This is a genomic window from uncultured Paenalcaligenes sp., from assembly GCF_947630565.1.
Lineage (GTDB): Bacteria > Pseudomonadota > Gammaproteobacteria > Burkholderiales > Burkholderiaceae_B > Paenalcaligenes > Paenalcaligenes faecalis.
Genome location: NZ_CANRIC010000005.1, coordinates 59,915 through 78,234 on the forward strand (window position 1 = coordinate 59,915; position 18,320 = coordinate 78,234).

The 18,320-nt window shown below is 47.4% G+C and carries 16 protein-coding genes; 11 read left to right on the top strand and 5 right to left on the bottom strand.

Translation table 11 applies throughout. The annotated features are described in order from the left end of the window. Positions 1–11 precede the first annotated feature (11 nt). Genes prmA through Q0Z62_RS02170 form a run of 3 tightly spaced genes read left to right on the top strand, consistent with a single transcriptional unit; the run spans position 12 to position 2,510 of the window. Positions 12–929, top strand: coding sequence for a 50S ribosomal protein L11 methyltransferase (prmA, locus tag Q0Z62_RS02160; protein WP_269901257.1), 918 nt, complete (start codon positions 12–14; stop codon positions 927–929). A gap of 17 nt (positions 930–946) precedes the next feature. Then, on the top strand, positions 947–1,972 hold the full coding sequence (locus tag Q0Z62_RS02165; protein ID WP_298050399.1) for a zinc-ribbon and DUF3426 domain-containing protein: 1,026 nt from the start codon (positions 947–949) through the stop codon (positions 1,970–1,972). 46 nt (positions 1,973–2,018) lie between these two features. Continuing rightward, entirely contained in the window at positions 2,019–2,510 is a 492-nt protein-coding gene (locus tag Q0Z62_RS02170; RefSeq protein WP_269901259.1) for a glycine zipper 2TM domain-containing protein, read from the top strand. Positions 2,511–2,603: 93 nt separating this feature from the next. On the opposite strand, the gene Q0Z62_RS02175 is transcribed toward Q0Z62_RS02170, so the two are convergent. Together Q0Z62_RS02175 and Q0Z62_RS02180 are read right to left on the bottom strand one after the other, a co-directional pair. Next, positions 2,604–3,167: a YggT family protein gene (locus Q0Z62_RS02175; protein ID WP_269901260.1), complete on the bottom strand. Its 564-nt coding sequence runs from the start codon at positions 3,165–3,167 to the stop codon at positions 2,604–2,606. Positions 3,168–3,412: 245 nt separating this feature from the next. Then, the gene (locus tag Q0Z62_RS02180) at positions 3,413–6,835 is read right to left on the bottom strand and encodes an indolepyruvate ferredoxin oxidoreductase family protein (RefSeq protein WP_298050403.1); all 3,423 of its coding nucleotides are present in this window, start codon (positions 6,833–6,835) and stop codon (positions 3,413–3,415) included. A 117-nt stretch (positions 6,836–6,952) separates the two neighbouring features. Here Q0Z62_RS02180 and Q0Z62_RS02185 point away from each other — a divergent pair, with 117 nt between their 5' ends. Together Q0Z62_RS02185 and Q0Z62_RS02190 are read left to right on the top strand one after the other, a co-directional pair. Next, entirely contained in the window at positions 6,953–7,408 is a 456-nt protein-coding gene (locus Q0Z62_RS02185; protein ID WP_298050405.1) for an Lrp/AsnC family transcriptional regulator, read from the top strand. A 71-nt stretch (positions 7,409–7,479) separates the two neighbouring features. Continuing rightward, on the top strand, positions 7,480–7,974 hold the full coding sequence (locus tag Q0Z62_RS02190) for a hypothetical protein (protein ID WP_298050407.1): 495 nt from the start codon (positions 7,480–7,482) through the stop codon (positions 7,972–7,974). A gap of 3 nt (positions 7,975–7,977) precedes the next feature. On the opposite strand, the gene gltX is transcribed toward Q0Z62_RS02190, so the two are convergent. Beyond that, positions 7,978–9,375, bottom strand: a complete 1,398-nt coding sequence (gltX, locus tag Q0Z62_RS02195) for a glutamate--tRNA ligase (protein WP_269901264.1) — start codon at positions 9,373–9,375, stop codon at positions 7,978–7,980. Positions 9,376–9,499: 124 nt separating this feature from the next. On the opposite strand from gltX, the gene Q0Z62_RS02200 reads away from it, so the two are divergent. After that, on the top strand, positions 9,500–11,950 hold the full coding sequence (locus Q0Z62_RS02200; protein ID WP_298050410.1) for a GNAT family N-acetyltransferase: 2,451 nt from the start codon (positions 9,500–9,502) through the stop codon (positions 11,948–11,950). Between the two features lie 62 nt (positions 11,951–12,012). On the opposite strand, the gene Q0Z62_RS02205 is transcribed toward Q0Z62_RS02200, so the two are convergent. Next, a complete protein-coding gene (locus Q0Z62_RS02205; RefSeq protein ID WP_269901266.1) occupies positions 12,013–12,681 on the bottom strand; it encodes a dienelactone hydrolase family protein in 669 nt (222 codons plus the stop codon). Beyond that, positions 12,678–13,226 carry a ribosome biogenesis factor YjgA gene (gene yjgA, locus Q0Z62_RS02210; protein WP_269901267.1) on the bottom strand — a complete coding sequence of 183 codons (549 nt, stop codon included), beginning with the start codon at positions 13,224–13,226 and terminating at the stop codon, positions 12,678–12,680. The genes Q0Z62_RS02205 and yjgA overlap by 4 nt, the downstream gene beginning before the upstream one ends. Before the next feature lie 54 nt (positions 13,227–13,280). Between yjgA and pmbA the strand changes: the two genes are divergently transcribed. From pmbA to argC, 5 genes are all read left to right on the top strand, one after another. Further along, on the top strand, positions 13,281–14,648 hold the full coding sequence (gene pmbA / locus Q0Z62_RS02215; protein ID WP_298050418.1) for a metalloprotease PmbA: 1,368 nt from the start codon (positions 13,281–13,283) through the stop codon (positions 14,646–14,648). 136 nt (positions 14,649–14,784) lie between these two features. Next, complete coding sequence (locus Q0Z62_RS02220; protein ID WP_269901269.1) at positions 14,785–15,885, top strand: TRAP transporter substrate-binding protein; 1,101 nt, start codon at positions 14,785–14,787, stop codon at positions 15,883–15,885. Positions 15,886–16,073: 188 nt separating this feature from the next. Then, positions 16,074–16,502 carry a 50S ribosomal protein L13 gene (gene rplM, locus Q0Z62_RS02225; RefSeq protein WP_269901270.1) on the top strand — a complete coding sequence of 143 codons (429 nt, stop codon included), beginning with the start codon at positions 16,074–16,076 and terminating at the stop codon, positions 16,500–16,502. A 9-nt stretch (positions 16,503–16,511) separates the two neighbouring features. Continuing rightward, positions 16,512–16,904, top strand: a complete 393-nt coding sequence (rpsI, locus tag Q0Z62_RS02230; protein WP_269901271.1) for a 30S ribosomal protein S9 — start codon at positions 16,512–16,514, stop codon at positions 16,902–16,904. Between the two features lie 167 nt (positions 16,905–17,071). Next, positions 17,072–18,133: an N-acetyl-gamma-glutamyl-phosphate reductase gene (gene argC / locus Q0Z62_RS02235; protein WP_298050421.1), complete on the top strand. Its 1,062-nt coding sequence runs from the start codon at positions 17,072–17,074 to the stop codon at positions 18,131–18,133. Positions 18,134–18,320 lie beyond the last annotated feature (187 nt).

Here is an 18,320-nt window from a genome sequence, read left to right on the forward strand (position 1 = left end):
TGGGAATCACTATGCGTGAAATTGTTTTAATGTGTGCCGAGCAAGAGGCAGAAAATGTATCCGATGCGTTATTGGAGCTGGGCGTATTGTCCGTTTCCGTAGAGGATGCGGATGAAAATACGGATCAAGAACAGCCGCTCTATGGCGAGCCCGGTTTAGAGCCAGAGGTTTTTGCCTGGAGTCGTAATCGCGTGGTGGCCTTGCTGCCCGAAGACCTAGAGGCTGTAATCATCGTTCAGCAACTGCGTGATCAGCATGTACTTGAGTTAAACGATGACGATTGGTTTGTCCGTGATGTGCCTGATAATGACTGGGTACGTATGACCCAGGCTCAATTTGGGCCTATAGAGGTGGGCAGTAAAATCCTCATTGTGCCAAGCTGGCATGCTGATGATGAAATTACGCAACAGGCTCAGGTGGATGGCAAAGTGTGCATTCAATTGGACCCAGGCCTTGCTTTTGGTACGGGTAGCCACGCCACCACTCATTTATGCTTAGAGTGGCTTGCAGAGCATTTACAGTCAGGACAATCAGTATTAGATTATGGTTGTGGCTCGGGCATTTTAGGTATTGCGGCTCAGAAATTAGGCGCTAGTAAAACGGACGGGGTGGATGTGGATACTCAGGCCGTTTCATCGACCCGAGCCAATGCGCAAAATAATCAGGTGAATGTAAATGCAACCTTACCTGATGGCTTGGCAGAGGGGCAATACGATGTCGTGGTGGCTAATATCCTGTCTAATCCATTAAAAATGTTGGCCCCTATGTTATCTGCACGGGTAAAGCCGGGTGGGTATTTAGTGTTAGCCGGTATTTTCGAGTGGCAAACGGCAGAAATGCAAGATGCGTACGCTAAAGACATACAGCTTCAACCATGGCGTGATCGCGAAGGTTGGATTTGTTTGGTTGGTCAAAAATCAACCGACTAATCGAATTAGGTGTGACTATGATTGAACTCACAACGCAATGTCCTCAATGCGATTATCGTTTTGATGTGACTCTGGAGCAGTTGCAGCAACGCAAAGGCTTATTGCGTTGTGCTAAATGCGCCCATATTTTTGATGCGTATGAGTGTGCGGTAGACAATCAGGTTGGGCGGGGCGTTAAAAAAACGCCTGCCCCCACTCAGGTCACGCCCAAAATTAAGGCCTTGGCGCCTCATTTGCGTTGGCATTTTATTGGTGAAAGACCGTTGCCGACGGGGGTAGCCGCGATTGCGCCCGTTATACCTACACGGGCTCGGACACAAAGTCCGATGACCAGTTCTCAGCCGATCCAAAGTACGGTGGACTCTTCTGTCTCTGATATCCGAGTATATCTAGAGAGAGATGAAAAAACAGACAGGATACCTCCGGCTTTTTCAATGCCTAGCTCTTTAAATACCGAGCCGCATTTTTCCTCTGGTGATGGGAATGCGCATTTTACGTTTACACCTGAACCGCGCTCCTCTAGCTACAGAGCGCCCTCATCGGCTCAGCTCTCAGGATGGATGCAAGGGGTTTGGGCGTTATTGTTTTGGTTCTTGCTCTTGGTGTTGGGATTGCAGTTGCTGTATGTGTATAGGGCTCAAATCGCCAATACGGCGGGGTTCTCGCGTCCTGTATTACAGCTAATGTGTGATTTGGCTGATTGTAAGATCCCTTACACGAGAGAAATCAATGCGATTGAAATCAAACAAAGTGCCTTACAGCAACAACCCAACACGGGGACAACAAAGCAATACTCGTATTTTTTACAGCTGCAGTTAAAAAATAATTTAAACTGGGCTCAGGAATGGCCTACATTGATTGTGAGTTTTAGTGATGCCTCTGCCGCTGTGATGGCGACCGTTGCTATAGCACCAGATCAATATTTAGCACCTAGCCAACGGCAGCGCCCTTTTGGCGCTGCAGAGCAGTATGCGGTTCGAGTACCCGTTAGCTTGGCAAATAAACGGATAAATGGCTTTACGGTCGAAAAATACTACCCGTAACTGTTGCCTTGATTTTAAACATTGGGATTTACCTTTTGGAGTAGCTATGACTCAAATTACACAGCGCACATCGAAGCTTCGATTTGTTGTATTGGGTGCTGCCATTGCGTCAGCTCTTTTCGTGTCTGGGTGTGCTAATCGCTCAGCTTCCAGCTCTGTTTATACCTATGGCCAAGCCCAAAATGAACAAATAGTTCGTTTAGGTACGGTACAGTCAGTGCGATACGTCACCATTCAAAACGATCAGCCTTCGGGTGTGGGTGGCATTTCAGGTGCGGCGATTGGTGGTGTGGCTGGCAGCACAATTGGTGGTGGCAGGGGGAATGTACTGGCGACGATTGGTGGTGCTTTACTGGGTGGTATTGCCGGTAATGCCGTAGAAAATCGTACTCAAAAACGTCAAGGCTTAGAGGTTACTGTCACCATGGATAATGGTGAGACACGTGCTATTGCCCAAGAAGCCGATATTATGTTTACGGCTGGACAGCGGGTACGCGTTCTGAGTGGCAATGGCCCAACCCGAGTAACACCGCTGTAACTTCAGCGTAGATGGCAGCCTATCCCTTATAAGGCGGCTCAATGCCGCGCCTGAGCGCCATAGGAATCCCCTTCCTTTAGGGAGGGGAGGATGTCAAAGTCCAATGAGCACAAAGCTCAAGCGTTGCACCACCATATTCAGTATTTGCAAGCCTAACAAAGCAATAAGCGGTGAGAAATCAATCGCACCTGTTGCAGGTAGACGTTTGCGGATTGGGTTCATAATCGGATTCGTTAGAGCCTGTAAAAAAGGCGTAATCGGAGATCTGGCATTAACCCAAGACAATATAACCTGTATCAATAGCAGCCACCATGCAGTATCAAACGCCCATTTTAAGGTTGTAAACACACTGGCTAATAGAACACGAGGCATCAGCTCTATCGAAACAAATTGCCCCGTTAATAAAAAAGAACTACCCAGTAAAAAGATCACGGCACAAAGCCAAGCGGCAAGTAGGCTTGGGATATCAATAAATTTTCGTGTGGGGATAAGTTTACGTATGGGTTGTATCGCCCAGTCAGTCACCTGAAGGATTGCCATCGAGTAAGGGTTGAATGGGGGCATGCGTATTGCATAAAGCCACGCACGAAAAAGAAAGGCAATACCTAGTAAAGATAAGGCCAGCTGGAGGATGACTTGAAAGATATCGTTAAACATGCGGTGCGATAGTTGAGTTATTCTTCGTCTGTGTTGTCATAGGGGTAAGGCCAGTTACCCGCTGGATTAGGTTCGGTTTTAACAGGTTGAGCTGGTTGATTGTCGGCATATAGCATACAGTGATCCTTTTTTCTTTTGCATCAAAAACAAGAAAGCGTAGGCCAATACACAGCCTACGCTTAAAAGTCTAACCGATGACGCCCATCGCGCAAAGTATTAACACGACGGGGCGAAAAACAAAAACATTAAATCTCAAGGGCCAGTTGTTGTTTTTGTACTTGCTGCATGGCGAGGTGTTTTACGGGGCCAAAGCCACGAATTTGCTGTGGTAAGCGTACGTATTCCAGCATGGCTTCGTAGTTAGTGGCATTCAGACGGTGTGGTAATTGGTTTAGTGTTTCCATTAAGTTGTCGCGCAGCTGACGCTCCATTTTACGTTCAGCCTGATAACCAAAAATATCTAAAGGTGTGCCCCGTAGATTTTTTCCTTTGGCTAAAACAGGGAAGAACTTCATCATCCATGCTCCTAATTGTCGTTTCATAGGGCGCCCATTACTGCCCATTTTACTGATCCAAGGTGGGGCCATATGGAAATTAAGCTCAAAATCACCCTCAAACTGTTGCGCTAACTGAGCGGCGAACGTGGGTGAGCTATATAGACGAGCCACTTCGTATTCATCTTTATAGGCCATGAGTTTATACAGACTATGGGCCGCCTCTAGGGCTAATTGCTCTGAGTCGGGTTTGATCTGTTGCTCGGTATGAAGCACCGAAGCAATGAGGCGCTCAAAACGTTGGGCATAACCTTGATTTTGATAAGCGGTCAGACGTTTTACATAGAGACTAATGGCATCAGCGAGCTTTTCTGGACGCTGAGCAATAAGGGCCGTTTTCTGCTTGAGTAATTGAGTAATAGATTCGGGCTGTGCGACCCATAAGCGGCCTGTCTCAAAGGCTAATTGGTTAGCTTGAACCGCAACCCCATTGAGCTCAATGGCGCGCTCAATGGCGGCTAAACTCAACGGGATAGCACCTCGCTGCCAAGCAATTCCAAGCATCATCATATTGGACAGAATGCTGTCACCAAATAGTTGCTCGGCTAAATAATGCGCATCAACGTGCACGCTATGGGCGGGGCCGCTATGCTGTACTAATTGCTCTAGTAAGGCTGTGCGGGGTAGGGCTACATCAGGATTTCGTGTGAACTCAGATGTGGGCGCCAAATAGTCATTGATAAATACGTGCGTTTTATCGGTTGCAATACATTGTGCCGCAGCAGGATTACTGGCCGCCACGCTATCGCATAAAATGGCAACAGTCGCCTGTTGGTTGTCGATGCGCACGACCCCTACAGGCTGTTCATTAGCGGCAATGCGTACATGGCTAATTACGGTACCGCCTTTTTGGGCTAGGCCGGTCATATCCAGCACAGAGGCAGCACGATTTTCTAAGTGAGCTGCCATAGCGACAATCGCGCCTATGGTGATGACACCCGTGCCACCTATCCCAGCCACGATCAAATTGCACTCTGCTGCGGAAATGGAAGCCGGAGGCAAGGTTTCAATACAACTGTGTATGTGACGTTGTAGTTCTGTACTGTCTATACCCCCTGCTTTTTTGGGTTCAGCCCCTAGGACAGAAACGAAACTAGGGCAAAAGCCTTCTGCACAGCTGTAGTCTTTATTACAGCTGGACTGGTCAATGGCTCGTTTTCTACCTAGCTCTGTTTCTAGAGGCACAATGGATAAGCAGTTTGATTGCACACCACAATCGCCACAACCCTCACACACCTCGGGGTTAATAAAAATGCGGCGTTTAGGGTCAGGGAATTCGTTCTTTTTGCGACGACGACGCTTTTCGGCAGCACAGGTTTGATCATGAATCAAAATGGTGACGCCTTTGATTTCACGTAGTTCACGTTGAATGCGATCTAGTTCTCGACGATGGTGGACCTGAATACCAGCAGGCAAAGATATGGATTGATAACGCTCGGGCTCATCGGTCGTAATAACGACTTTTTGTGCCCCTTCGCCAATGACTTGCTGACAAATACGTGGCACAGAAATAGGGCCATCTACGGGCTGCCCACCGGTCATTGCTACCGCATCGTTAAAGAGGATTTTGTAGGTAATGTTCGCACCTGCAGCGATGGCCTGACGAATCGCGAGGTAGCCCGAGTGAAAATACGTCCCTTCACCCATGTTTTGGAAAATATGGGCATGGTCCATAAAGGCGGATGCGCCAACCCAATCTGTGCCTTCGCCGCCCATTTGGGTTAGGCCTTGCGTGTTTCTATCCATCCAAGAGGCCATGTAATGGCAACCTACACCCGCTAAGGCTTTGCTGCCCTCAGGAACTTTGGTGGAGCTGTTGTGTGGACAACCCGAGCAAAAATAGGGGCGACGGGTTAATCCAAAACTATCTAAGCCTTTGACGGTAGGCAGAGGACAGGCGGCGGCAATAGCATGGTGTTCGATATGAAGCAGTTGATGCTGTGTTAACCACGAAGCCAATGCATTTTCTACAATAGAAGGACTGATTTGACCAAAGCTAGGGATGAGTTCGGAGCCATCAAGATCAAATTTACCACTGACAGTAGGACGATGCGCTGAGTGGAACAGAGCATTTTTGACCTGCGCCTCAATGAAATCGCCTTTTTCCTCAATGACCAAAATATGGTCTAGGCCCTGTGCGAAGGCATGTAGACTTTCTGGTACTAATGGCCAGCTGAGTCCCACTTTATAGTGACGCAAGGCGGGCAATACATGTTTTTCTTGTAACTGACGCAAAGCGTCCAAGGTATCTAGGGTGCTTTTGCCAGAGGTAATAATACCAACTTTGGCATCGGGGGCTGCATCCAGAAGTTTGTCTAATGGATAGAGACGTGCAAACTCATGTACTGCTAAGAGGCGACTTTCAATATGTTTTTCTATATTAGGAGTTAAAAAGTCTTTTGCGTCATAGCTGCGGGCATGCTCTGATGGTGTAGCGGCTAGATCAAAGGTAGGCACCTCTAGAATCTCAAAGGCTCGGCCGCTTTCAATGGTCTCGGTGATAGCCTTAAAGCCCACCCATGCCCCGGAATAGCGTGATAACGCCCAACCCCACAGACCAAAATACTCGTATTCTTCTACCGAGCTAGGATGAATAAGGGGCATACGAAAATGGCGTAAAGCCTGTTCGCTGGTATGCGGAATAGAAGAGGAAACCCCTACATGGTCATCACCCACCACCACAAGCACACCACCCTTATGGCTAGCTCCTGCGGCATGACCGTGGTGCAGTGCGTCGCCAGCTCGATCTACGCCAGGGCCTTTGCCATACCACATACCAAAGACGCCTTCGACGTTTTTGTTTGGGTGGGTGTCTAATTGCTGTGTACCCATCATCATGGAGGCAGCTAGGTCTTCGTTAATTGCAGGCTGAAAACGAATATGGGCGGCTTCTAGTTCTTTTTTATAGCGCCACATGGTGGTGTCCACCCCACCTAAGGGTGAGCCTCTATAGCCTGAAACAAAGCCAGCTGTATTGAGCCCCGCAGACTGATCGCGACGCGCCTGACTTAGGAGCATACGTAGTAAAGCCTGAGTGCCGGTGAGGAAGATACGCCCGGTGGTGGCACTGATATTGTCTTTAAGCTGATAGTCTTGATTGATGTTGTTTTGCATGATGAAAGTCTCCACTTCTATAACTCACATCATAAGTATTTATACGAGGGTTATTTTTGCGTAGTTATTGCGTAAAATCCCTTACAAACGAAATAATTATTTCGTAAAGGAGGATAAATGGATACGATTAACTTAAAAATACTTGAATATTTGCAAAAAGACGGTCGCGCTTCAGCGCAACAGGTCTCTGACCAAGTCGGTTTGTCTGTGGCTCCTGTGTGGCGCAGGATAAAAGCCCTAGAGGAACAGAAAGTGATTACTGGATATCATGCTGCTGTGGATCGTAATAAAGTTGGCTTACAGAGCTGTATGTTTACGCAAATCAGTCTGGATCGGCATTCCGCGACCATGGTGGATAATTTTATTCAGGCCGTACGTGATACGCCTGAAATTTTGGCTTGCTATGCCGTTACAGGAGACGCTGATTTTTTATTAAAAATAGTAGTGGCCAGCCCAGAAAGCTATGATGATTTTATGCATCGTTTTTTCTTTAATTTGCCTGGGGTCAGACAAACCCGCACCATTGTGGTGTTAAAGGAAATTAAAAATCAGATGCAGTTACCTTTGTTTTAGCTTTGGTAGCTAGGGCTTTAGACAGGCTTAGGCTAAAATTAACTTTTAGTACTAATCAAAAGGACGTGGTTATGAGGCCATTACGTGTATTACGCGGATTAGGGGTGATCGTATTGGGTAGCGTGGTTGCAGCGTGTAGCACGTATCCACCCGCGCCAGCACCCGCTCCAGAAAAAAAATCGGATTTAGTGTGCCAGCCGGTCGCAGCTGACGAGGCGTTAATTGGTAATTGGCTAAATAAGCGCACTGAAAAAGGGGTGGTCGGGGAATTACGTACCTTGTTTACGCTACAGGCCGATGGTCGCATGTTGTATACCGAACAATTAAAACGCCCCCGTCAGCCCTCACAAGGATTAAGCGAAAGCGGCTGCTGGTGGCGAGACGGTGATCAGCTAGTCATGAAAACGCTGGAGTCCAATGGGGTGTCCGTAGATGCCGAGGACCCTATTTATACGAACCGCTATGGCATCAGCCACAGCAGTGCTGATAAATTGCGGTTACGTAGCGCAGAGGGCGTTGAGTACAGCACTGAACGCACCTCTCCTGGTTATCGACTTCCTTTTTAGGTTTTATAGGGCGTGTAAACGCTCTAGTACTGTTTCTTTGCCAATGAGTGCCAAGACAGCATCCACAGCTGGGGTTTGTTTTTGACCTGTCACTGCTACACGTACGGGAATCCCCAGTTTGGGCATTTTGACCTCATTGGCAGCGAGGGTGTCTTTGATTACTGCAGCAATTGTGGCCGTATCCCAATCAGAGACAACAGACAAACGTTGTGCAAAGTCAGCTAATAGGGCTTTTGCCTCGTCCGTAAGAACCTCTGCCTGTAGCTCAGGGTCTGCAGGGCTAAAGGAGCCACAGAACAGCATGGCATCTTTGGCTAGTGCATTTAATGTCTCGGCGCGGTCTTTAAGTAGATCCATGACGGCAGTTAAATTTACCGCGTTAGGGTTGCCACCCAGTTTTTCGATACGTGGCGCCACCATATCGGCCAGTTCAGCACTGCTGCGTTGCTTAATGTAATGCGCATTCACCCAGTTTAATTTTTTTGGGTCCCACTGTGATGGAGAGCCACTTAGGTTTTTGGTATCAAACCACTCTACAAACTGCTCAACAGAGAAAATCTCATCATCGCCATGACTCCAACCCAAACGAGCTAAATAATTCAACATGGCCTCAGGCAAATAACCATCTGCCTCGTAGTCCATAATATTGACTGCACCATGACGCTTAGATAGTTTTTCTCCGTCTGGGCCTAGAATCATAGGAACATGACCATATTGTGGCACCGTCGCACCCAGTGCCTCTAGGATTAAAATTTGGCGCGGGGTATTGTTAACGTGGTCATCGCCACGAATAACGTGAGTGATTTCCATATCCCAGTCATCGACCACTACACAAAAGTTATAGGTAGGGGTGCCATCAGGGCGGGCAATGATTAAGTCGTCTAGTTCTTCGTTAGCAAAGCTGATACGTCCTTTGACCATGTCATCCCAAGACGTGACGCCTTCGGTGGGGGTTTTAAAGCGGATCACTGGTTTGCGGTCAGCGGGGATAGCGGGTAGGGTTTTGCCTTCTTCGGGGCGCCATGTACCATCATAACGAGGCTTTAATCCTGCTGCGCGGGCTTTTTCACGCATTTCTTCGATTTCTTCAGGGGTGCTATAACAATAGTAAGCGCGGCCTTTTTCTAGTAGTTCGTTAATGGCCTCGCGATGACGTTCTGTGCGCTCCATTTGGTAAAAAGGCCCTTCGTCAGCATGCATGCCTAACCAGCTCATACCTTGTAAAATAGCCTCAACGGCTTCGGGGGTGGAGCGTTCTACGTCAGTGTCTTCGATACGTAATACGAAAACCCCTTTATGGTGGCGAGCAAAGGCCCATGAAAACAACGAAGTGCGAGTCCCACCCAAGTGTAAAAAGCCAGTGGGTGAGGGGGCAAAACGGGTGCGAATAGTAGTAGTCATAATTACAATAAGCCTGAATGATTAGTATCCCGCGCTAGGACGGGCTGTATTTGCTCTTATTTTAATAGAGTCGGCGGCTTTGCGCAGAGCAAACCTCGCAATATCGCGAAAACGGACAATATTTATGATTTTACGTCACCGCTTAGCGGCCTTATTTGATCCAGAGTCTGTACTTGTTATCCGTACAGACGAGGGTATGGAGCCGATTTGCTCTACGGCAGCACAATGGCACAAAACCGTGTTGTTACCAGCGGATTATACGCAATGGCCAGAGCCGCTTAATCATGATAGACGTTTGGATTTGGCGGTAGTCTGTGTACCTACACCAGAGCTAAGCCTTGTTTTAGCCCAGATAGAGCGTTATGCACCCAGAGCCTTATTATTGCTAACACACCCGTCTAGCCTGCCGTATAGTGCGTCTTTTCAACACGAGTTACGGCAATGGGCTAAACAGCACCATTGTTTATTATTAGGTCCGCGATCCTTTGGGTTGATTCGACCCGGCACGGATTTGAATTTGAGTATACAGACTCAACTGCCTAAAAAAGGCAAAGTGGCGTTGGTTTCTCAATCGAGAACGTTAACCACTGCTATTTTGGATTGGGCTGTGGATGCGAATGTGGGTTTCTCGGCCGTCTTGGACTTAGGTGATGAGGCCGATGTGGATTTGGCTACGGTTTTGGATTTTTTAGCGGTCGATAAGCAAAGTGACAGCATTGTTCTTTATTTGCATAGTCACCCTACGTCCAAACAGTTTGCAAGTGCGCTTTATGCCGCCGCTGCCGCTAAGCCCATTATTGTATTAAAGGCTGGGGGCGCAGATCAGAGCAAAGAGATGCGAGCCCGCGAAGAGGTATTTAGTGCTTTAGTGCGTCGTACCGGTGCAATACGAGTACGTTATTTAATGCAGTTGTATGCTGCAGTTAAAATTCTCAGCCTACAGCGCAGGTTAAAAGGTTCACGTATAGCCATGCTTTCTAATGGTGATGGCATTGCACAGCTAGCCGTCGATATTATGCGTTATGGCTCTACGGTACACACCGCGACGCTAGAGCCACAGACGGTAGATGCATTGGCCGAGATTGCCCTAGCGAATGATCAGTTAGGTAACCCTATTGTGCGCTACGCGCCTTGGACTACAGAGTTTGTAGAGCACGTTATATCGGCTTTAGCAAAAGATCGACAGGTTGATGGCATTTTAGTGTTATTAGCACCAGACCCTTATGCAGACGTGGCCGCTATTACGGATAGCCTGATTCAATTAAGTAAAAAAGTCTATAAACCCCTCATTACCTGCTTAGTGGGCGAAGACTCGATGCGAGGTTTGCGCCAACGCTTAGAGCAGGCAGGCATGGCGGCATTACGTACGCCTGATGCTGCCATGGATGCGTTAAATACGCTGGCTTCTTATCACTATAGTCAGCAACTAGCGCAGCAAATTATTCCTGCTTATCCACTGGGGCGTCCAGCGAATAGTGATGCGGCACGGCAGTTAGTGCGGGAGCTGCAGCAACAAGGGGTAGAGCATGTGGATGAAATGGATAGCGCCCAGTTATTGGCTTGTTATCATGTGCCGATTTTATCGCAGGCTAAGCCCTATACCGTTCCGACGTTGCAGCCCACCTGTATTCACATGTATACCGATGCATTGTATGGTCCTTTTATTATTTTTGGAGCCGTAGCAGGTAATCTGGAGTTCATTAGCAATCGGACAGCGGTAGAACTGCCCCCATTAAACCGTAACTTGGCACGTCACCTGATTGAGCGCTCCTTTATTTGGCATGAGCGCTTGCATAACGTAGCGGGTGAGGATGTATTTAGGCAATTACAGCAGGCCTTAGAAAAGCTTTCTGAGCTGATTAGTGAGCTGCCTGAAATTAAGAGTATTCAAATTGATCCGCTGTGGCTAAGTCCAAGTGGCTTGTATTGCTCTAAAGTTCGTATGGAGCTATATCCTTTTGTCGCGGACTCATCACCCATAGATAGCACGGGTTATCGTCATATGATGATTCATCCTTATCCACGTCATCTGGTACAGCACCATCAGTTTTCTACAGGGCAAAAATGGGTATTACGACCTATACGCCCCGAGGATGCACAAGCCTTACAGGATTTTGTACGGGGGCTATCCACCGAGTCGCGCTATATGCGATTTGTATCAATGATGCGTGAGTTATCACCATCGATGTTGGCGCGTTACACTCGTATTGATTACAGTCGGGAGCTCGCCCTCATTGCAACAGTACCCAGCGCTGATATTGTGGACGCAGATCAAAGTGCAGATAAAGTGATCGCGTTTGTGCATTACTTACGTAATCATGATGGGCGGGGGGCGGAGTATGCTTTGGTGGTAGCCGATGATTGGCAGCGTCATGGTTTGGGGTCTCAATTAATGAGGGCAATCATCGAGGCAGCTAAACGCCAAGGGCTTAGTTATATTGATGGGTATGTATTGGCAACTAACGAAGGTATGTTGGGTTTGTTAAAGCGGTTAGGCTTTAACAATGATATTGATAAGTATGATCCTGGCCTGCGTCGAGTCTGGCTAGACTTGACCCAAGCCATAGACGAGTAAATCATTTGGCCCGCCGAACTCGGATGGGATGGACGAGCCAAAATCAGCCCAATAACAGTGGGTTATTTAACGAAGACACGCTTTAAAAAAGCCCCAATAGCTTGGACTTCTTCGGCACACACGGAATGGGGCATGGGGTAGGTGTGCCATTCGATGTCATAGCCTAGCTCAGTTAACAAATCGCGTGATTCTTCGGCACGTAAGACCGGAACCACTGGGTCTTGTGTCCCATGAGCCATAAAAATAGGCGTATGTTGATTTGCACTATGGCGTTCTGCCTCTACCTTTTTGGCTAGGGGAAGATACCCAGATAAACAAATCATGCCTGCTAGTTTTTCCTCTAGGCGCAAGGCGGACTGTAACGTCATGGCTGAACCTTGAGAGAAACCCGCTAATACAATATGTTCTGTTGGGATACCACGAGCATTTTCGCGAGCAATAATGGCATTGACTAGCTGCTGAGACTCACGTAAACCCTTTTCGTCCTCGTGGCGGACTAAATCCATCATGTATAAGTCATACCAAGCACGCATTGGCATGCCGCCGTTAATGGTGATGGGCATGACCGGAGCATGAGGGAAAATAAAGCGTATAGGTAAATGATCTACACCGAGTTCGGGAACAATAGGGGCGAAATCATTGCCATCAGCCCCTAAACCATGTAGCCAAATAACTGAAAACTCAGGTTGAGTCGATGTGCCAATTTCAATGCACTCTAATTCGGTCGTCATGCTTTCTCCGCTTGTTCAACAATGGTTTTAATCGCTTGAAATAGCTGTTTGTAGTGCTTACGTACAGGCTCTTTACCCTCAGTAAGGGCTTCATTTTGTTGAGCCTCACGTCTAGCGCCTCGTACTAGGGTACGAAAATGTTGTGGATCAATTTGAGGGAATTCATCAAAAAATTGGGTCAACGCGTTATCATCACGCAGTAGGACGTCACGTAGCGCCTCAATGCGATGCATGGCTTTGGCTTGTTGTTTAGAGCCGTTTTCCCATATGTCGAGTTGATGTCGGATACGATCGGCGTCTTCAAAACGCATTAACTTACCAATATATTGGTATAAGCGACGTTTGCCCTCGCGAGCCGTGCTGTTCTGGGCTTCTTTGATGGCTGTTAACAGGTTATCGTTTAGGCTTAGCTTATTGAGCTTTTCATTGGACAGGTCAATTAACTGTTTACCTAAGTCCTGCAACGCATGCATATCGCGTTTAACTTGCGATTTGCTAGGGCCGTAGTAGCCATTATCATCGGGTTCTAACTGTTTTTCGGTCATAATAAAAAATAAGTACCAGCGGTTTAGATGTCCGCTTCATTTTAAAGAGTATCCATGAGCCAGTCTTCTATTTCTTTTTTGCCCATTTCAAAAAATCAATCCCACTTTTGTCAGTTGGTGGATGATGTATTACACCATGCCAAGCAATTAGGGGCATCTGATGCCGCAGTAGAAGTGGCAGAAAACCAAGGGTTATCTGTTGCTGTACGCCATCAAGACTTAGAAACCGTAGAGCAAACTCGTGATCGTTCTCTCAGTGTAACGGTTTTTGCAGGTAATAAGCGGGGCTCGGCCTCAACCTCTGATTTTTCTCCTAAAGCGGTTCAGGAAACCGTGGCAGCGGCGTGGCATATTGCTCGTTATACCGCAGAGGACCCCGTGGCGGGCCTACCTGACGAGCAAGACTTAGCCCTGCAGTACCCTGACTTGTCCTTATATAGCCCTTGGCAAATAGATGCAGATGCGGCGGCTCGTTTAGCGCTGCGTGCTGAACAGGCTTCATTGGAATACAGCCCGTTAATTACGAATAGTGAAGGCGCCTCAGTAGATACCAATATGGGGCATTTTGTGATGGGTAACAGCCGAGGATTTTTAGGTGGATATCCATACAGTCGCTACAGCATTTCGGCGTCACCCATCGCGTCGGATGAAAATGGGATGCAGCGTGATTACTGGTATTCTGTGGCTCGTAAACCACGTTTACTGGACAGCCCAGAACAAATTGGGCGTGTTGCAGCAGAGCGCACGTTGGCTAGATTGAATGCACGACGCATTAAAACAGGTAAATATCCCGTTTTGTTTGATGCTTCATTGGCTTCCGGCTTATTAGGCTCTTTTGTTAGAGCTAGTAGTGGCGGGGCGCTTTATCGTAAAACGACATTCTTACTGGATCAGCTGGGGCAGCCGATTTTTTCCCCACACATTCAAATCATAGAGCGCCCTCATCTACAAGGTGGTTTGGGTAGTGCTCCCTTTGATTCCGAAGGTGTCCGTACTTCAGCACGCACTGTGGTAGACAGTGGAGTGCTACAGGGGTATTTTTTATCCAGTTATACCGCACGTAAATTAGCGATGAAAACGACGGGTAATGCGGGTGGTGCGCATAATCTACGCTTAGTCTCTACCCAAACCCAAGCAGGTGATGATTTGACCGCCATGCTTAAAAAAATGGGTACGGGTTTATATGTAACTGAATTGATTGGGCAGGGCATTAACTATGTGACGGGTGATTACTCGCGCGGTGCTTTTGGCTATTGGGTTGAAAATGGCGAGATTCAGCATGCCGTAGAGGAAATCACGATTGCCGGCAATCTGGCCCAGATGTTTAAACAAATCAGTGCAGTAGGGGCAGATCGACTAGTTCGCGGTGGTAAAGAAGCCGGATCGGTGTTGATTGAGCAGATGGCGGTAGCTGGTAATTAGCGATAATTGCTACTTGTATCGGGCCCATCCCTATGCAAACCCTAGTTACAGAATGTGTAAGCACAGTGTATGATCAGGCATCGACCTAGTTTAAATTAGGTCACTTATTAACAGAACGCAACGGAGGATCTACGCGATGCAGCGTCGTTCATTTCTAAAAAAAGCCGGCTTAACTGCTGTAGCTGGTTCCGCCGCCTTAGGCGCCCCAGCAATTGCTGAAAGCCTTCCCAAAATTAACTGGAAAATGACATCGACCTATGGTCCTTCTTTACCAGCTTTATTTTCTGCGGCTGAATTATTCGTAAAAATGGTCGAAGAGGCCTCTGATGGCAACTTTTCTATTCGTCTATACCCTGCCGGTGAGATCGTTCCTGGTTTCGAGGTCATGGACGCGGTTGAAAACCGTACCGTAGAGGCTGGCCAAACCGCTTCGTACTATTTCTACGGAAAAGATCCTTCGTTCAGTTTTGATACAGCTGTTCCATTTGGTTTGAACTCTCGCCAAATGAATGCCTGGATGTACGAAGGCGATGGTATGAAACTCATGCGCGAACTATTCGCAACGCGCAGCATCATCAACTTCCCATTCGGTAACACCGGTACGCAAATGGGTGGCTGGTATCGCAAAGAAATTAAGTCCATCGAAGACCTAAAAGGTCTAAAAATGCGTACAGCAGGCTTTGCCGGCGAGGTTCTAGCCCGTCTTGGCGTAGTTCCCCAGCAGGTACCTCCAGGGGATATCTATCCTTCCTTGGAAAAAGGGACTTTGGATGCCGTAGAGTTCGTAGGCCCAGTCGATGATGAAAAATTAGGTCTACAAAAAGTCGCTAAATATTACTACTATCCCGGTTGGTGGGAGGGCTCCGCTCAGGTGTCCTTATACATCAACGACGGCGCATTTAATGAGCTACCAAAGCAATACCAAGCTTTAGTTGCTACTGCAGCTCGTGCGGCGGGCGATAAAATGCTAACCGTGTATGACTCCCAAAGCCCAGGTGCTTTGCGTCGCTTGATTGCGAACGGTGCGGTACTAAAAGCCTTCCCTCGCGATGTCATGGATGCTTCCTTCGAGGCCGCCAATCAGCTTTACAAAGAATTCAGTGATAAAGACGAGCGCTTTAAACGTATTCTTGAAAACTACATGGGCTTCCGTGACGAAGTCGTGCCTTGGTTCCGCGTAGCCGAAGGGTCTTACGACAACTACCTAGGCTTAGCTCTAGCTAACCGCAATCGTTAATACGACGTTATTTGTGGTCAAAAACCTCCAGTTATAGCTAATTGGAGGTTTTTTTATGGACTTTATCTTTTTTGTGTTAAAATCCATCGGTTTAGTCATCTTTAAATGCACGGACGAACTATAACGTCTTGGCAGGCTGACTAAAACATTATTTATATGGCGTAATGCCTTTTTATTAGGAACCTATCATGAAGACCTTTGTGGCCAAACCACATGAAGTCCGTCGTGAGTGGTTTGTGATTGATGCCAAGGACAAAGTCCTCGGTCGTGTGGCCAGCGAAGTTGCACGCCGCCTACGTGGTAAACACAAACCTGAATACACTCCGCACGTTGACACTGGTGATTACATTGTAATTATTAACGCAGCTGATATCCGCGTTACCGGTAACAAACTACAGGATAAAAAATACTACCGTCATACTGGTTATGTTGGTGGTATCAAAGAGACCAACTTCGAAACAATGCAGCAACGTTTCCCTGGTCGCGCAATTGAAAAAGCCGTCAAAGGCATGCTCCCCAAAGGCCCATTGGGTTACGCCATGGCCAAGAAACTCAAGGTTTATGCTGGCGAAGAGCACCCACACTCTGCACAACAGCCTAAACCGCTGGATATCTAAGGACAGGTCATGATCGGTAATTGGAATTATGGTACTGGCCGCCGCAAATCTTCGGTGGCTCGCGTATTCATCAAAAAAGGTACAGGCGCTATCGTTGTTAACGGTAAACCTGTAGATGAGTACTTCGCTCGTGAAACAGGCCGCATGATTGTGCGTCAGCCTTTAGTTTTAACAGAGCACGTTGAATCTTTCGACATCAAAGTTAACGTACACGGCGGCGGCGAAAGCGGTCAAGCTGGTGCAGTACGTCACGGTATTACTCGTGCTTTGATCGACTTCGACGAGACACTAAAAACAGCTCTTAAACAAGCTGGCTTGGTTACTCGCGATGCACGCGAAGTTGAGCGTAAAAAAGTGGGTTTCCACAAAGCTCGTCGTCGCAAACAGTTCAGCAAACGTTAATTCGTTTTTTGTTCTGCGCTCGCTATATCGAGACGAAAAAACCCCGACCTTGGTCGGGGTTTTTTGTTTTAGTAGGATAAAAATAGCGTTTAATGCCCAAAAAAAATTCATTTCCTATATTATAAATAGATTGTTGAATTATTTTTTGCATCACTCAAAGGGGAACTATGTCTACGTCTGCACAGCCTGCCAAAATTAATGTTGGTATTGTTGGCGCTACCGGTTATACCGGTGTGGAATTATTACGATTATTGGCTCAGCATCCGCATGCTCAGGTAACGGCCGTGACATCACGCCAAGAATCCGGTATGCCAGTGGCTGATATGTTCCCTAGCCTTCGTGGTCACGTAGATGCCGTTTTTCAGACCCCCGATGAGGCCAAGCTTGATCAGTGTGATGTGGTGTTCTTTGCTACGCCCCATGGTGTGGCAATGAATGAGGCGCAAGCTTTGCTTGATTCTGGCGTAAAAGTGATTGATTTGGCTGCCGATTTTCGCCTTCAAGACACAGCTGTCTTCGAAAAATGGTACAAAATGCCGCATGCTTGCCCAGATGTTCTTGCGGAGTCAGTCTATGGTTTGGTCGAGGTCAATCGCGACAAAATTGCGACGGCACGTGTGATTGGTAATCCTGGCTGCTATCCTGTGACCGTGCTCTTGGGTACTGCTCCGTTGTGGGGGCATGCTCAGCCTTTAGTTGAAAACCGTGTCGTTGCCGACTGTAAATCAGGTGTCTCTGGGGCGGGGCGTAAAGCCGCTGTGGGGAGCTTATTCTCAGAGGCCGGCGATAACTTTAAAGCCTATGGTGTAGGCGGTCATCGTCATCACCCTGAAATTGCCGCACAGTTAAAACTGTTGAATGCTGGGAAAGACGTTAAGTTAACCTTTACCCCTCATCTAGTTCCTATGATTCGCGGCATGTTTTCCACTATTTATGTGCGTATTGAGCCAGATGCAATGGATACTGATTTTCAGGCACTGTACGAAAAACACTATGCAAATGAATATTTTGTGGATGTTATGCCCGCAGGGTCTGTACCTGAAACGCGTTCTGTGCGTGCTTCAAATAAAATTCGTATTGCTCTACAACGTCATGATGATCAATTAATCATCATGGTGGCGCAGGATAACTTGGTCAAAGGCGCATCAGGTCAGGCGGTACAGAATATGAACTTGATGTTTGGTTTGGCTGAAAACACTGGTCTTGAACACGTTGCCATCTTGCCTTAATTTGTTATAACGCTCTATTTGATGTGTTTTATGTCAGATAGGGTGATGGTGTAAAAAAAGTAACGGTAGGGGAACAGTTTTTATCAGATTACGTCGAAAACCTCTTCTTTAGGTGGAGGATGTAAGACGTTGCCGCAAAACGCGGCAAGATATATTCAATCAGCACGTGCGCCACAAGCAGTTTTTA